This is a genomic window from Hydrogenophaga sp., from assembly GCF_018780075.1.
Classification (GTDB): domain Bacteria; phylum Pseudomonadota; class Gammaproteobacteria; order Burkholderiales; family Burkholderiaceae_C; genus Hydrogenophaga.
Genome location: NZ_JADMKB010000185.1, coordinates 1 through 15,095 on the forward strand (window position 1 = coordinate 1; position 15,095 = coordinate 15,095).

At 67.7% G+C, this 15,095-nt stretch carries 17 protein-coding genes and 2 pseudogenes; 10 read left to right on the forward strand and 9 right to left on the reverse strand.

Annotated features, from left to right (window positions below; genetic code table 11):
* The 6 genes and pseudogenes from IV088_RS26375 to IV088_RS25790 form a co-directional block, all read left to right on the forward strand.
* A pseudogene (locus IV088_RS26375) lies at window positions 1-173 on the forward strand (ABC transporter permease); the annotation flags it as partial.
* A 31-nt stretch (window positions 174-204) separates the two neighbouring features.
* The gene (locus IV088_RS25770) at window positions 205-1,011 is read left to right on the forward strand and encodes a cyclase family protein (protein WP_291107876.1); all 807 of its coding nucleotides are present in this window, start codon (window positions 205-207) and stop codon (window positions 1,009-1,011) included.
* 11 nt (window positions 1,012-1,022) lie between these two features.
* Window positions 1,023-2,342, forward strand: a complete 1,320-nt coding sequence (fahA, locus tag IV088_RS25775; RefSeq protein ID WP_291107878.1) for a fumarylacetoacetase — start codon at window positions 1,023-1,025, stop codon at window positions 2,340-2,342.
* A 130-nt stretch (window positions 2,343-2,472) separates the two neighbouring features.
* Entirely contained in the window at window positions 2,473-2,958 is a 486-nt protein-coding gene (locus tag IV088_RS25780; RefSeq protein WP_291107881.1) for a DUF3237 domain-containing protein, read from the forward strand.
* Window positions 2,959-3,112: 154 nt separating this feature from the next.
* Window positions 3,113-4,402: a solute carrier family 23 protein gene (locus tag IV088_RS25785; protein ID WP_291107884.1), complete on the forward strand. Its 1,290-nt coding sequence runs from the start codon at window positions 3,113-3,115 to the stop codon at window positions 4,400-4,402.
* Window positions 4,399-4,827: a hotdog fold thioesterase gene (locus IV088_RS25790; protein WP_291107887.1), complete on the forward strand. Its 429-nt coding sequence runs from the start codon at window positions 4,399-4,401 to the stop codon at window positions 4,825-4,827. Before IV088_RS25785 ends, IV088_RS25790 begins: the two co-directional genes overlap by 4 nt.
* 36 nt (window positions 4,828-4,863) lie before the next feature.
* On the opposite strand, the gene IV088_RS25795 is transcribed toward IV088_RS25790, so the two are convergent.
* Together IV088_RS25795 and IV088_RS25800 are read right to left on the reverse strand one after the other, a co-directional pair.
* Window positions 4,864-5,208, reverse strand: coding sequence for a hypothetical protein (locus IV088_RS25795; RefSeq protein ID WP_291107889.1), 345 nt, complete (start codon window positions 5,206-5,208; stop codon window positions 4,864-4,866).
* The gene (locus IV088_RS25800) at window positions 5,205-5,774 is read right to left on the reverse strand and encodes a cob(I)yrinic acid a,c-diamide adenosyltransferase (RefSeq protein WP_291107892.1); all 570 of its coding nucleotides are present in this window, start codon (window positions 5,772-5,774) and stop codon (window positions 5,205-5,207) included. Before IV088_RS25800 ends, IV088_RS25795 begins: the two co-directional genes overlap by 4 nt.
* A gap of 276 nt (window positions 5,775-6,050) precedes the next feature.
* On the opposite strand from IV088_RS25800, the gene IV088_RS25805 reads away from it, so the two are divergent.
* The 4 genes from IV088_RS25805 (at window position 6,051) to IV088_RS25820 (ending at window position 9,495) form a co-directional block, all read left to right on the forward strand.
* Entirely contained in the window at window positions 6,051-6,347 is a 297-nt protein-coding gene (locus IV088_RS25805; protein WP_291107895.1) for an EF-hand domain-containing protein, read from the forward strand.
* Window positions 6,348-6,449: 102 nt separating this feature from the next.
* A complete protein-coding gene (locus IV088_RS25810) occupies window positions 6,450-7,874 on the forward strand; it encodes an FAD-linked oxidase C-terminal domain-containing protein (RefSeq protein WP_291107897.1) in 1,425 nt (474 codons plus the stop codon).
* 138 nt (window positions 7,875-8,012) lie between these two features.
* Entirely contained in the window at window positions 8,013-8,591 is a 579-nt protein-coding gene (locus tag IV088_RS25815; RefSeq protein WP_291107899.1) for a sel1 repeat family protein, read from the forward strand.
* A 64-nt stretch (window positions 8,592-8,655) separates the two neighbouring features.
* On the forward strand, window positions 8,656-9,495 hold the full coding sequence (locus IV088_RS25820; protein WP_291107902.1) for a hypothetical protein: 840 nt from the start codon (window positions 8,656-8,658) through the stop codon (window positions 9,493-9,495).
* A gap of 155 nt (window positions 9,496-9,650) precedes the next feature.
* On the opposite strand, the gene IV088_RS25825 is transcribed toward IV088_RS25820, so the two are convergent.
* The 7 genes and pseudogenes from IV088_RS25825 to gidA all read right to left on the reverse strand — a co-directional run.
* A complete protein-coding gene (locus tag IV088_RS25825; protein WP_291107905.1) occupies window positions 9,651-10,580 on the reverse strand; it encodes a ParB/RepB/Spo0J family partition protein in 930 nt (309 codons plus the stop codon).
* 5 nt (window positions 10,581-10,585) lie between these two features.
* The gene (locus IV088_RS25830; protein WP_291107908.1) at window positions 10,586-11,134 is read right to left on the reverse strand and encodes an alpha/beta hydrolase; all 549 of its coding nucleotides are present in this window, start codon (window positions 11,132-11,134) and stop codon (window positions 10,586-10,588) included.
* Between the two features lie 24 nt (window positions 11,135-11,158).
* Window positions 11,159-11,929: an AAA family ATPase gene (locus tag IV088_RS25835; protein WP_291107911.1), complete on the reverse strand. Its 771-nt coding sequence runs from the start codon at window positions 11,927-11,929 to the stop codon at window positions 11,159-11,161.
* Window positions 11,929-12,576, reverse strand: coding sequence for an NADPH-dependent FMN reductase (locus IV088_RS25840; protein ID WP_291107914.1), 648 nt, complete (start codon window positions 12,574-12,576; stop codon window positions 11,929-11,931). The genes IV088_RS25835 and IV088_RS25840 overlap by 1 nt, the downstream gene beginning before the upstream one ends.
* A complete protein-coding gene (locus IV088_RS25845; RefSeq protein ID WP_291107917.1) occupies window positions 12,573-13,187 on the reverse strand; it encodes a LysE family transporter in 615 nt (204 codons plus the stop codon). Before IV088_RS25845 ends, IV088_RS25840 begins: the two co-directional genes overlap by 4 nt.
* 494 nt (window positions 13,188-13,681) lie before the next feature.
* Window positions 13,682-14,434 (reverse strand): 16S rRNA (guanine(527)-N(7))-methyltransferase RsmG, encoded by a 753-nt coding sequence (gene rsmG, locus IV088_RS25850; RefSeq protein ID WP_291107920.1) that lies wholly within the window; start codon window positions 14,432-14,434, stop codon window positions 13,682-13,684.
* Window positions 14,431-15,095: pseudogene (gene gidA, locus IV088_RS25855) on the reverse strand (tRNA uridine-5-carboxymethylaminomethyl(34) synthesis enzyme MnmG); the annotation flags it as partial. The gene rsmG and the pseudogene gidA, both read right to left, overlap by 4 nt.

A 15,095-nucleotide genomic window follows, 5' to 3' on the forward strand; every position in this document is an offset into this window, starting at 1 on the left:
GCGAGATGATCGCCTCGCAGGCCGGCCTGGGCCAGGCCATCCTGCTGGCCGCGCGCTCGTTCCAGGCCAGCGAGTTGTTCGCCGGCATCGTGCTGCTCGGCGCCATCGGCTTCGCGAGCAACGCCGCGCTGGCCCTGGCCGAGCGGCGCCTGCTGCGCTGGCAGCGCCCCTGAATTCAGCTTCCGCTTCCCACAGGAGAACCCCATGCCCCGCACCTTCGTTGACCTCTCGATCTACCTCGAAAACGACGTGATCTCGGACCCGCCCGCGTTCGCGCCCAAGATCCAGTACTTCGACCACAAGAACTCCTTCGAGCAGATGGCACCGTTCTTCCCCGGCCTCAAGCAGGAAGACCTGCCCGACGGCGACGTGTGGGCGGTGGAGATGATCCAGCTCTCGACCCACAACGGCACCCACCTGGACGCGCCCTACCACTTCCACAGCACCATGGACAAGGCGCTGGGCGAACAGAAGCGCTCGTGGACCATTGACGAGGTGCCGCTGGAGTGGTGCTTCCAGCCCGGCGTGAAGCTGGACTTCCGCCACCTGGCCGACGGCTACGTGGTCACGGCCGCCGATGTCGAGACCGAGCTCAAGCGCATCGGCCACACCCTGAGCCCGCTGGAGATCGTGGTCGTCAACACCCGCGCCGGCAGCCGCTACGGCCACGACGACTTCGTCAGCGCCGGCTGCGGCATGGGCTACGACGCCACCATGTACCTGCTGGAGCGCGGCGTGCGCCTGACCGGCACCGACGCCTGGAGCTGGGACGCACCCTTCGTCTACACCGCGCAGAAGTACGCCGCCACGCAGGACGCCAGCCTGATCTGGGAAGGCCACAAGGCCGGCCGCGACATCGGTTACTGCCACCTGGAGAAGCTGCACAACCTGGAGGCCCTGCCGGCCAGCGGTTTTTACATCTCCTGCTTCCCGCACAAGATCCGCGGAGCCTCGGCCGGCTGGACGCGCGCCGTGGCCATCTTCGACGATTCACTCATGGCCTCGGCCTGAACGGAGCCGCCATGGAACTGAACCACACCCACGACGCCACCACCCGCAGCTGGCTGAGCTCGGCCAACGAGCCGGGCACCGATTTCCCGATCCAGAACCTGCCCTTCGGCGTGTTCCGCCGCAAGGGTTCGGACGAGGCCTACCGCGGCGGTGTCGCCATCGGCGACCAGATCGTGGACCTCGCGGCCGTGGCCGCGGCCTCGGTGCTGGAAGGCCTGCCGCAGCTCGCCGCGCAGGCCTGCGCAGGCAGCGCGCTCAACGACTTCCTCGCCATGGGCCCGGTGGCCTGGCGCGCGCTGCGCCACGCGCTGTTCGCCGCGCTGCGCCACGACGCGGCGGCACAGACCGTGAGCACGCTGCACGGCTGCATGCTGCCGCAGGCCGAAGCGGAACACGGCGTGCCCACGCGCATCGCCAACTACACCGACTTCTACACCTCGATCCACCACGCCCGCAACGTGGGCCGCGTGATGCGGCCCGACGACCCGCTCACGCCCAACTTCCAGTGGCTGCCCATCGCGTACCACGGCCGCGCGTCCAGCGTGGTGGTCAGCGGCACGCCGTTCCACCGCCCCATGGGCCAGGCCCTGCCGCCCGGCGCCTCAGCCCCGGTCTACGGCCCCTGCACCCGGCTCGACTTCGAGCTGGAAATGGGCTTCTACGTCGGCCCGGGCAACGCCATGGGCGAACCGATTCCGCTGGAGCAAGCAGAGGATCACATCTTCGGCATGTGCCTGCTCAACGATTGGTCGGCGCGCGACCACCAGTTCTGGGAAATGGCGCCGCTCGGCCCCTTCCTCGGCAAGAACTTCTGCACCAGCGTCTCGCCCTGGATCGTGACGATGGAGGCGCTCGCGCCCTACCGCGTGCCCTTCGCCCACCCGGCCGACGAACCGCAGCCGCTGGCCTACCTCGACGCGCCGGCCAACCGCGAACACGGCGGTGTGGACGTGCAGCTGGAAGTGCTGCTCGAAACCACGCAACACCGCACGAAAGGCGCGGCGCCCGACCGGCTCTCGGCCACCAGCTTTCGCCACCAGTACTGGACCATCGCGCAGATGGTCACGCAGCACACCGTGGGCGGCTGCAACCTGATGACCGGCGACCTGCTGGGCACGGGCACCATCTCCGGCCCGACCGCGCCCGAGGCCGGCGCCATCGTCGAGCTCAGCCTGGGCGGCACACGCGACATCGAACTGCCTGGCACCGGCGAACGACGCCGCTTCCTGGAAGACGGCGACAACGTGATCCTGCGCGGCTGGTGCGAGAAACCGGGCGCCGCGCGCATCGGTTTCGGTCGCTGCCAGGGCGAAGTCTTGCCCGTGAAATGAACCACCCCCGCCGCGCTTCGCGCGCCCCCCTCCAGGGGGCGGCACTGGCCGTCCGGCAAAGCCGGCCCGGCGGTGCCCTGGGCGGCGGCGCCCCATGCCGCGGACAAATGCTCCGGCATCATTGACAACCATGACCCTGCCCACCCCCCTGCTCGAACCCGTGTTCGACCTCACGGTCTTCGTCGCCGCGCCCATCGAAGCGGGCCAGACCTTCGGCCTCAACAGCCAGGGCCGGCGCCGCATCATTCCCATCACCGGGGGCACGGTGAGCGGCCAGGTCAACGGCGCGGTGCTGCCCGGCGGCGCGGACTTCCAGCTCGTGGTGAGCGAGACCTGCGCCGACCTCGACGCGCGTTACCTGCTGCGGCTGGACGACGCCGACTGGGCCGGTGCCCACGTGTTCGTGCAGAACCGCGCGCTGCGCCGCGGCTCGGCCGACGACATCGCCAAGCTCGTGCGCGGCGAGCCGGTGGACCCGGCCGCGATCTACTTCCGCTGCGCGCCGACCTTCGAGGTCTCGCACCCCGCGCTGGCCTGGATGACACAGAGCCTCTTCATCGGCACCGGCGCGCGCTTCCCCGACCGGGTGCAGATCCGAGTCTTCCGCGTCGCCTGATACGGGTTCGCCTTCAAACGTATCACTGCGTTGGTTCGCCTCGTGCCAAAGCACTGTCTGCGGCCTCCTGGGCTTGTCGCGCACCGGATCGGTGCGGCGGCGTTTTCGCGCGCAGAATCTCGGGCGATCCGACCCCCACCACCAAGGAGTTCCCATGGGCCTATTGAGCTGGACTGAAAAACCCTCCTCCACCCTCGCCAACGGCGGCGTCATCGGGCCCGACGAGCGCCTGCCCTGGCCGCAGACCGGCGTGATGGGCGTGCAGCATCTGATCGCCATGTTCGGCGCCACCGTGCTCGCCCCCATCCTCATGGGCTTCGATCCGAACGTCGCCATCCTCATGAGCGGCATCGGCACCCTGATCTTCTTCCTCATCACCGGCGGCAAGGTGCCCAGCTACCTCGGCTCCAGCTTCGCCTTCATCGGCGTGGTGATTGCGGCCAGCGGCTACGCCGGTTCCGGCCCCAACGCCAACATCGGCGTGGCGCTGGGCGGCATCATCGCCTGCGGCGCGCTCTACACCCTCATTGGCGTGGTGGTGCAGGCCATCGGCACCGGCTGGATCGAGCGCTTCATGCCGCCGGTCGTCACCGGCGCGGTGGTGGCGGTGATCGGCCTGAACCTGGCCGGCATCCCGATCAAGAACATGGCGCCGACCGACTTCGACAAGTGGATGCAGGGCATCACCTTCGTCTGCGTCGCGCTGGTCGCGGTGTTCAGCAGCGGCATGGTGCAGCGCCTGCTCATCCTCGTGGGCCTGATCGTCGCCAGCATCGTCTACGCCGTGCTCACCAACGGCATGGGCCTGGGCAAGCCGCTGGACCTGAGCGGCATCGCCAACGCCGCCTGGTTCGGCATGCCGAACTTCAGCGCGCCGGTGTTCAGCGCCAACGCCATGCTGCTGATCGCGCCCGTGGCCATCATCCTGGTGGCCGAGAACCTGGGCCACATCAAGGCCGTGACCGCGATGACCGGCAAGAACCTCGACGCCTACATGGGCCGCGCCTTCATCGGCGACGGCATCGCCACCATGGTGGCCGGCAGCGCGGGCGGCACCGGCGTGACCACCTACGCCGAGAACATCGGCGTCATGGCCGCGACCAAGATCTACTCGACCGCCGTGTTCCTCGTGGCCGGCTGCATGGCCGTGCTGCTGGGTTTCAGCCCCAAGTTCGGCGCGCTGATCCAGGCGATCCCGCTGGCCGTGATGGGCGGCGTGTCCATCGTCGTGTTCGGCCTGATCGCCGTGGCCGGCGCCAAGATCTGGGTCGACAAAAAGGTGGATTTTTCGGACAACAAGAACCTGCTGGTCGCGGCCATCACCCTGGTGCTGGGCACCGGCGACTACACCCTCAAGTTCGGCGACTTCGCCCTCGGCGGCATCGGTACCGCGACCTTTGGCGCCATCCTGCTGTGGGCCTTGATCGGCGGGAAAAAGTCATGACCCGCGTCTGGACCCGACCGATCTCCGTCGAGGAGCTCACCGCCATCCACGTCGGCACCGCGGTGCAGCACCTGGGCATGGAGTTCCTCGAAGTCGGTGACGACTTCATCACCGCGCGCGTGCCGGTCGACACCCGCACGAAGCAACCGTATGGCCTGCTGCACGGCGGCGTGAGCGTGGTGCTGGCCGAAACCCTGGGCAGCTGCGGCGCCGCCTACAGCTGCCCCGAAGGCCACCGCGCCGTGGGCCTGGACATCAACGCCAACCACCTCAAGGGCGCGACCAGCGGCTGGGTCACCGGCACCACGCGGCCGGTGCACATCGGCCGCACGACTCAGGTCTGGCAAATTGATTTGAGGAACGACGCGGGGGAACTGACCTGCGTGTCGCGCATCACGATGGCGGTGCTGGCACCGAGGGCGTGACCACGACCGGGGGACCGGCGACCACCACAGGCGATGTCAGGCCGCCCGCTCGCAGCGCCCCTGCGCCGTGGCCAGGCCGCGGAAGTCGCTGGTCCAGGTCTGTGCGGCGGTGTCGATCTGGATGCGTTCGTTGTCCAGCGAGGTGAGGATCACCGTGCCGGCGATGGCGAAGCTGTAGACGGGCACGCCGTCGATGCGCACGGCCTTCACGCGCCGCGCGTCGTGGTCGATGGCAACGCGGCGCACCCAGGTGGTTCGCGCCGGCTGGTAGACCGCCTCGCACACCAGCTCCACCTGGCCGGCCGCCGGCTGGGCCGTGGCGGCCCCCGCGACGGCGGGCAGCCACGCGCAGAGCGCCCACGCGGCGGCGCGCAGCGTCACTCGGCGGCCCCTTGTTGCTCCAGGCGCTCGCTCTTCCAGTACACGTCGTCGCCGCCGTTCATGCGGTTGAGCACACGCGCGAGCACGAACATGAGGTCGCTCAGGCGGTTGAGGTACTGGCGCGGGCCGTCCTTGATGGCTTCCTCAACGCCCAGCGCCACCAGCGCGCGTTCGGCGCGGCGCGCCACGGTGCGGCACACGTGGGCCAGCGACGCGGCGCGGTTGCCCGCCGGCAGGATGAACTCCTGCAAGCGCGGCAACTGCGCGTTGTGGTGCTCCAGCGCGTCGTCCAGCGCCGCCACCGCCTCGGGCTTGAGCAGCTCGTAACCGGGGATGGACAGCTCGCCGCCGAGGTTGAAGAGCTGGTGCTGGATCTCGACCAGCAGCGTGCGCACGTCGGCGGGCAGCTCTTCGCACAGCAGCACGCCAATCTGCGAGTTCAGCTCGTCCACGTCGCCCATGGCGTGCACGCGCAGGCTGTGCTTGGACACGCGGGTGTTGTCGCCGAGGCCGGTGGTGCCGGCGTCGCCGGTGCGGGTGGCAATCTGGGTGAGGCGGTTGCCCATGGCGGTCCTTGTCTCGTTGGTGTGGACCGGATTGTGCGGGAACCGCCAAAGCATGGAATGGGCAGGGCGTTTTGCCGTCGGGCCGCCCCAAGGCAAAACGGCCCCCCAGGGGGGCAGCGACCCGCGCAGCGGCGGAGCATGGGGGCCGTTACAGCACGCAGGGAAATGTGTCTCAGGCAAGCAGACGGTGCTGCCGGAAACAGCTAGCAAAAGCGCTGGCAATGGAAGCGTGATGACGGTGCAATGCAAGTCCTTTCAACAACTCAGGAGCAGCACATGACCCGTCGCAACACCCGCATCGCCAACTTCGAAGCCCGCAGCCTCATGCTCATCGCCGGCCTGACCCTGGGCGCCGCCGGCACGGCGTTTGCGCAGAGCACGGCCGCGCCGGCCACCGCCATGGACAAGGAGATCAGCGCCGCGTTCACCAAGGCCGACAAGAACGCCGACGGCAAGCTCAGCCGCGAAGAGGCCGCCGTGTTGCCGGCCGTGGCCGCCAACTTCGAAAAGGTCGATGGCGACAAGGACGGCTCGGTGAACCTGGCCGAATTCAGCAAGGCGATGAAGATGTAAACCCGGGCGCGGGGGCGGGTTTCTGGCAGCGGGCCAGGCACCCCGAAGGGCTAAACTGCCGGACCGATCGGACCCGATGTCCGGCGCCCACAGGAGACACCCATGAACGCCCCCACGCCCCTGGTCCACCTCGCGCCGGACATCCGCCAGCGCGAGGTGCCCGCCGCGCTGATCGCCTCGCTGCAGCAGCGCTTTGGCGCCCAGTGCTCCACCGCCCAGGCGGTTCGCGAGCAACACGGGCGCGACGAATCCGTCTACGACGTGCCGCCACCGGCGGCGGTGGTGTTCGCGCAGAACACCCAGGACGTGGCCGACGCCGTGAAGCTCGCGGCACAACACCAGTACCCGGTCATTCCCTTCGGCGTGGGCTCCTCGCTCGAAGGCCATCTGCTCGCGGTGCAGGGCGGCATCAGCATCGACGTCAGCCGCATGGACCAGGTGCTGTCGATCAACGCCGAGGACCTGACGGTGACGGTGCAGCCGGGCGTGACGCGCATGGGCGTGAACAACGCGGTGAAGAGCGAAGGCCTGTTCTTCCCCATCGACCCAGGGGCCGACGCCTCCATCGGCGGCATGGCGGCCACGCGCGCTTCCGGCACCAACGCCGTGCGCTACGGCACCATGCGCGAGAACGTGCTGGCGCTCGAAGTGGTCACCGCCAAGGGCGAGGTCATCCGCACCGGCACGCGCGCCAAGAAGAGCAGCGCCGGCTACGACCTCACGCGCCTGATGGTGGGCAGCGAAGGCACGCTGGGCGTGATCACCGAGGTGACGCTCAAGCTCTACCCGCTGCCCGAGGCGATCTCGGCCGCGACCTGCTCCTTCCCCACCATCGAAGCCGCCGTGCGCACCGTGATCCAGGTGATCCAGCTGGGCGTGCCGATCGCGCGCTGCGAGCTGATCGACCACAACACCGTGCGCATGGTCAACGCGCACAGCAAGCTCGGCCTGCGCGAAGAAAACATGTTGCTGATGGAGTTCCACGGCTCGCCCGCGAGCGTGAAGGAACAGGCCGAGACGGTGCAGGAGATCGCCAGCGAGTTCGAGGGCAAGGCCTTCCAGTGGGCGACCACGCCCGAGGAGCGCACGCGCCTGTGGACCGCGCGGCACAACGCCTACTTCGCGGCCATCCAGAGCAAGCCCGGCTGCCGCGCGATCAGCACCGACACCTGCGTGCCCATCAGCCGGCTGGCCGACTGCTTGCTCGACTCGGTGGCCGAGGCCGACGCGAGCGGCATCCCCTACTTCCTGGTGGGCCACGTGGGCGACGGCAACTTCCACTTCGGTTACCTGATCGACCCGGCCATCCCCGAAGAGCGCGAGCGCGCCGAGGTGCTGAACAACCGGCTGGTGGCGCGCGCGCTCAGCCTGGAGGGCACCTGCACCGGCGAACACGGTGTGGGCCTGCACAAGATGGACTTCCTGCTCACCGAGGCCGGCAGCGGCGCGGTGGACATGATGCGCACCATCAAGCGTGCGCTTGACCCGGACAACATCCTGAACCCGGGCAAGATCTTCGCGATCTGAGGGGTCCGGGCTCCCTCATGCAGGGGAGCCAACGCCTCCACCGGCGCCCGGGCGTGGGCGTTGACTCGGCTGGGCAAGCGCAAAATCGCGGGGTAAACTTTCTTCCCACTTTTTGATGTCTCACGCGGAGGATCTCCCATGAAACGCCTGTTGCTTCCCTTGCTGCTGCTGTCGGGCTCGGCCTTCGCGCAAGACACCATCCGCATCTGCGACGCCAGCGGCTGCTCCGACCGGCCGCGCAACACCGCGAACTTCGAGGCCGAGCTGGCGGCCAAGGCCGACCCCGCCGCCGATGCCCGGGTCGCCGCACTTGAAGCCATGGCCGAAAAGGACCCGCGCGCGGCCTACGACCTGGGGCTGCGTTACTTCCGTGGCGACGGCGTTCGCAAAGACGGCTACCTCGCCATCAAGTGGATGCGCGACGCGGGCGAACGCGGTGACTTCAAGGCGGCGCAGGCACTGGGCCGCTTCTACCTCGTGGGCCTCGAAGAAATGGGTTCCGACCCCGCCGAGGCAGAGCGCTGGCTGATGATGGCCGCCGACAAGGGCGACAAGGAAGCCAAGAAGATGCTGGTGCAGGCCCGCAAGGCCAAGAACGAAGCCCAGTCCGACTTCAAATGGCGCGAAGACGTGCGCAAGAACGGCTGGTTTGGCGGCTGGTACAGCGGCTATGCTTACCGCACCTATTGGCGCGACGGCCGCTGGCTCTTCTATTGAACCGTTTGCCGCTCGCCCCACTCCCCCCCCTTTTCTCTCTCACCTTGATCTCAGGAAGGCTCTCATGAAACTGACCACCACCACCCGTCTGACCACCGCCCTCGCACTGGGTCTCACGCTCACGGCCTGCGGCGGTACCGGCGGTGGCCGTGTCACCACCGGTTCCAGCCCCACCGCCACCACCGGCGCTGCCGCGGGCGGCACCAGCGTGGGTGCCAACTCCTCGCTGGAGCGCTGCGCCTCCCCGCTGGGCACGCTGGCGGTGGACGACGGCCGTGGCAAAGAGTGGTGGGGCAGCTTCGGCGCCGCCACCCAGGTCACCAGCATCGAGCCGCTGATCCGCCTGGCCGTGGCCCAGTCCAACTGCTTCGTGATCACCTCGATCGGCAACAACAAGACCGAGAGCAAGATCTCCGCCATCACCGACAAGCAGCGCAACTCGGGCGAGTTCCGCGCCGGTTCGCAGCAGCAGAAGGGTCAGCGCGTTGCCGCCGACTACTACCTGGAGCCCGCGATCATCATCGACAACGAGTCGACCGGTCAGGTCGTCGGCGCGCTGGGCGGCCTGCTGGGTGGCCGCAACCGCAACCTGGCGGCCCTGGCCGGCGGCCTGGAAAGCAAGGCCTCGGTCGTGACGCTGACCATGTTCGACATCCGTTCGGGCGTGCAGATCGCCATCTCCGAAGGCAATGCCACCGCCACCAACTACGGCGCGGCCCTGAGCGTGTTCGGCCCCAGCGCCGCCGGTTCGCTGGGCGGCTTCTCGCGCTCGCCCGCCGGCAAGGCCACCGTGGCCGCGTTCACCGACTCCTATAACCAGATGGTCATCGCCCTGCGCAACTACAAGGCGCAAGAGGTCAAGGGCGGTCTGGGCAAAGGCGGCCAGCTGAAGGTGGGGAATTAAGCTCCCCCCTGCGCCGCTGCGCGGCTTTCCCCCAGGGGGACGATGCCCTTGGGCCGGCGAAGCCGGTTCCACTGCGTTCTTGTAGCTGGCGCCACGCATCGAAAAAGGCCTCCACCTGGAGGCCTTTTTCTTTGGGGCTTGCGTGCGTGCGGCAGTCAGCGCTCGCCGCGCAGCTTGTCAATGAGACCGTTGAGCTCGTCGAGCGAGCCGAACTGGATGGCCAGCTCGCCCATCTCTTCGACGCGGCCATGGCGCTTGACGCGTTTCTTGACGCGCACCTCGACCTCGGCGGTCAGCAGGTCGGACAGCTCCTCTTCCACGCGCTTGATGTCGCGTGACTTGTCCTTCGTGGGCTTTTGCGGCACCAGGTTGAACTCGGCGCCGAGCTTCTTCACCAGGCTCTCGGCCTCGCGCACCGACATCTTCTTGGCCGCGATCTGGTTGGCCGCCGTGATCTGCGCCACCTTCTCCAGCGCCAGCAGCGCACGGGCATGGCCCATGTCGATGTCACCGGCCATCAGCATGGTCTGCACCGGCTCGGCGAGCTGCAAGAGGCGCAGCAGGTTGCTGGCGGCACTGCGCGAACGGCCCACGGCCTGCGCCGCCTGCTCGTGCGTCAGGCCGAACTCCTTCACCAGCCGCTGCAGGCCCTGCGCCTCCTCCAGCGGGTTCAGGTCCTCGCGCTGGATGTTCTCGATCAGCGCCATCGCGGCCGCCGCTTCGTTGGGCACGTCGCGCACCAGCACCGGCACGCTGTCCAGCCCGGCGAGCTTGGAGGCGCGGAAGCGCCGTTCGCCCGCGATGATTTCGTACTTGCCGGCGTTCGGTCCGTCGGCCAGCTTGCGCACCAGGATCGGCTGCATGATCCCTTGCGCCTTGATCGACTCGGCCAGCTCGTACAGCGCGCCCTCGTCCATGTGCGTGCGCGGCTGGTAGACGCCCGCGACCAGCTCGGTCAGGGGCAGCGAGCTGGGGGTGGCGTTGCGCGCGTTGTCCTGCGCGTCGGGCGAAGCGGCTTCGGCGACCTTGGGGCCCAGCAGGGCTTCGAGTCCGCGGCCGAGGCCTTTGGGTTTTTTGGTGACCATGGGGTTCAGTCTTCTTTCTTGTCAATCATGGCGTTGAGCTCTGCCAGCCCCTCGGGCCAGTCGCCCAGGCCGGATTCGGCGTTGATGTGGCCGCGTTCGCCGAGGTCGATGAAGCGTGCGCCCCAGCTGTCGGCCAGGCTATGGGCTTTGGTGAAGTCGCAATACGGGTCGTTGCGGCTGCCGACCAGGGTGCTGGGAAACGGCAGGCGCTGGCGGACGATGGGCGACCAGCTGGGCAGCAGGCCCCGCAGCGCTTCGCGTTCGGGGTCGCCCGGCGCGACCAACAGCGCGCCTTGCACGCGGTGGGTGCTGCGCGACACTTCGGCCCAGGCGGCGGTGAGGATGCAACCCAAGCTGTGGGCGACGAGCACCACCGGGCCGTCGCAAGCCAGGATCACGTCTTCCAGCCGCGCGATCCAGTCGCCGCGTTTGGGCGTCATCCAGTCGTGCTGGTCCACCCGTTGATACCCGTACCGGGCTTCCCAACGGCTCTGCCAGTGGTCGGGGCCGCTGTTCTGCCAGCCGGGCAGGATGAGGACGTTGTCAGGTTTCATCTGATTCTCAACGAAAGCTGGCGCTCACATCTGGTTGATGCGAGCCACCATTTCGGTGGCGAAGGCCACGAAGGCCTGGCTGCCGCGCGCAGCGGGATCAAACACCACGCCGGGCAGGCCGTAGCTGGGCGCTTCGGCCAGGCGCACGTTGCGCGGGATCACGCTGTCGAACACCTTGTCGCCAAAGTGCGCCTTGAGCTGGTCGCTCACCTGCTGCTGCAGGGTGATGCGCGGGTCGAACATGACGCGCAGCAGGCCGATGATCTGCAGGTCGGGGTTGAGGTTGGCGTGCACCTGCTTGATGGTGTTGACCAGATCGGTCAGGCCTTCGAGCGCGAAGTACTCGCACTGCATGGGCACGATCACGCCGTGGGCAGAGCACAGGCCGTTGAGGGTGAGCATGCTCAAGCTGGGCGGGCAGTCGATCAGCACGAAGTCGTAGTCGGCGTCGACGGCAGCGAGCGCGGTTTTCAGGCGCTGGTCGCGCCGCTCCAGCTCGACCAGCTCGACCTCGGCACCGGCCAGTTCGCGATTGGCGCCGAGCACGTGGTAACCGCATTTCTCCGAAAAGATGGCCGCTTCCTTGACCGAGGCCGACTCCAGCAGCACGTCGTAGACCGAGAGCTCCATGCTGCGTTTGTCCACGCCCGAGCCCATGGTCGCGTTGCCCTGCGGGTCGAGATCGACCATCAGCACGCGCTGCCCCACCTTGGCCAGGCCAGCGGCGAGGTTGACGGTGGTGGTGGTCTTGCCGACGCCACCTTTCTGGTTGGCCACACAGAATATTTTTGCCATCACGCCGTCTCTTTCGCGTCGAAGTGTTTGCCGTGTTCGAGGGACCGGTCCTTCTGCCCCGGTGAATCGGACCGCTCCCGCAGATGCCCCACCACCGCTTGCAGCGCCTCTGTCATCAGCTCTTGACAGGGCGAGGTGGCCGACAACTGTTGCGCGCTCAGGTCGCAGGCGGTGACGGGAATGCGCACACATGCGCCGGGAATCAGGTCGGCGGCCATGGTGCGAAGGGTTTCTTTCAGGGACAGATCGGCGTGGTCCGCCCGGTGCGAGGGGTTGAAAACCGCGATGGGTTTGCCGGCAAACGGCGGGTGGCCGACGAGCCAGTCCAAGGCGTTCTTGATCGTTCCGGTGACACCGTGCGCGTATTCGGGGCTGGCGATGACCAGGGCGTCGGCGTCGTCAACAGCCGCCCACAGCGCCAGCACCTGGGCCGTTGGCAAGGCCATGTCGTCGGGATTGAACAAGGGCAGTTGCCCCAGGTGCTCAAAGATCCGAAAAGCCACCGGGCCAGGCACCGCCGGACCACGTGTCACCAGGCCGGTGGCATCGAGCAACGCGCGGCTTCGGGACTGCCGGCGAAGGCTGCCGCACAGGCCGAGCAGCCTGACGGGTCTGGCAGCCAGGGCGCGCTGGTCCACCGGTGTCATTTGGAGATGGCCAGCTTGATGCCGAATCCGATGAGAAAGACGCCCGCCAGCTTCTCCAGCGTGCGCCCGATTTTTGGGTTGGCGCGCATGCGTTCGGCGAGGAAGTGGGTGAGCAGCACGGCGGTCAGGCCGTAGAAAAAGGTCAGGATCGCGACGGTCACGGCCATGGCGCCGAAGGTGAGCAGGCCCTGGTGTTTGGCGGGGTCGACGAAGAGCGGGAAGAAGGCCATGTAGAAGACGATGGCCTTGGGGTTGAGCAGCGTGATGGTGAAGGCCTGCTGGAAGTATTGGCGAGGGCGGATGTTGAGGACCGGTGCGTCGCCGGGCTTGGCAGTGAGCATCTTGAAGCCGAGCCAGGCGAGGTAGGCGGCGCCGAGCCACTGCACGGCGTTGAAGGCGGCCGGGTAGGTGGCGAGCAAGGTGGCGACCCCGGCGACCGCGGCCCACATCAGGACCTGATCGCCCGAGATCACGCCGAAGGTGGCGGCGAGCCCGCCTCGGATGCCACCTTTGCTGGTGGAGGTGATGAGAGCGAGGTTGCCCGGGCCGGGAATGGCCAGGAACAGGACGATGGCGGCGACGAAAGCGCCGTAGTCTGCGATGCCGAACATGCTGAATCCCCCGGGGTGTGAGGGGGTGAGTTTACGTGAGCGCCCTCTTCTGTTCGTTTGGCTTTTTGGCTGGCCGTTGCTTCTTTCGTTCGTGGCTTGGGTTCAGAGGGGGCTGCGTCGCGTGGCTGTGCTCTGGTCCAGCTCGCGGGCGCATGGGCTGGCGCGCATCCGCCTTCGCGTCAATATCGCCCGAGGACGCCCACACTGTGGCAACCGCGAATCGTCCCGCCGCCCATCCACACGCCACAGCCCCCTCCAGTGGCACCAGGGCCTTCGGTCAATGCGCTCGCTCGGGTACTTCTCACAGGACGGTGGCGATGTGCGCGGGCGCAGGCCCCATTCGCGGTTGCCTACGCAGCAGCGAGCCGGCACGGCTTTGACGCAAGGGTTTCAGCGGACCGGCCCCTCCGCCCGCGAGCGTGGGCCGGAGAACGCGCATGTCGCCACGGGCCTGGCGTGAGGTCAATGAGCGAAACGCGTCGAAAGCAAAAAGCTCAGGCCAATGAGGCGGCAGACCGGAGCCAAACGATGCACCGCTCAGCCTCTAACCCCGGCACCGTCAGTTGTTCCACGTGAAACACGGCCACCGAAGCGGGCAGCGCAGCGAGCTCATCCGCAGGGTGCTTGCCCTTCATCGCCATCCACACCGCGCCCGGCTTCAAGGCAGATGACGACCAGACGGTGAAATCCACCAGCGACGCGAACGCGCGGGAGCAGACCACGTCGTAGCCACCGCCCTCTTCCGCTTTCAGGGATTCCACGCGCGCATGGATGCCGCGCAGGTTCGGCAACTTGAGCGAAGCCGCCACCTGCTGGATGAAGGTCGCTTTCTTGAGCACCGTGTCCACACAGTGCACCTGAATCTGTGGGCAGGTGATGGCGATCACCACGCCGGGCAAGCCACCGCCAGAGCCCACGTCCAGCAGCCGAATGGGTGGCCCCCATGCTCCGCCGCTGCGCGGGTCGCTGCCCCCCGTGGGGGCTGTTTCACCTTGGGGCGGCCCGGCGGCGAAACCCGGCTGCCCACCGGTCTGGCGCAACAATGGCGGAATCGCGGCCAGGCTGTCGAGCAGGTGGTGCGTGAGCATTTCCTGCGGGTCGCGCACGGCGGTCAGGTTGTAGACCTTGTTCCACTTGGCGATCAGATCCTGGTAGGCCAGCAGCTGGTCCACCTGCGCAGCGGACAGGTCGAGCCCGAGTTCGAGCAACCCGGCTTCCAGCGCCTGCTTCAGAGTGACGGCACTCATGCGCCCTGCTCTTCCGTGAGCTTGGCGAAACCCTTGAAGCCACCCTTTTTCAGGTGAATCATCAACAGCGAGATGCTGGCCGGGGTGATGCCCGAGATGCGTGCGGCCTGGCCCAGCGTCTCCGGCCGGTGTTTCGCCAGCTTCTGCCGCGCCTCGAACGACAAGGCCGTGACCTGCGCGTAGTCCAGCTCGGCCGGCAGCTTCAGGTGCTCGTGGTGCGAGGCGCGCTCCACCTCGTCCTTCTGGCGGTCGATGTAGCCCGAGTACTTGGCCGCGATCTCCACCTGCTCCACCACGGGTTCCAGCAGATCGCCCAGTGTTTCACGTGAAACGTCGGGGCCGACATACTTGCCCGCGTCGAGCCCGACCAGCTCCGCATAGGCCACACCGGGGCGGCGCAGCAGGTCGAACAAGTTGTGTTCGTGTTCGATCGCCTTGCCCAGCACCCGCTCCGATTCGGCCGCGGGCAAAGTGCGCGGGTTCACCCAGGTGGCTTTGAGTCGCTCTGTTTCACGTGAAACAGCGTCGCGCTTGCGGCAGAAAGCATCCCACTGCGCGTCGCCCACCAGGCCCATGCGGCGGCCGGCTTCGGTCAGGCGCATGTCGGCGTTGTCCTCGCGCAGCTGCAGGCGGAACTCGGCCCGGCTGGTGAACATGCGGT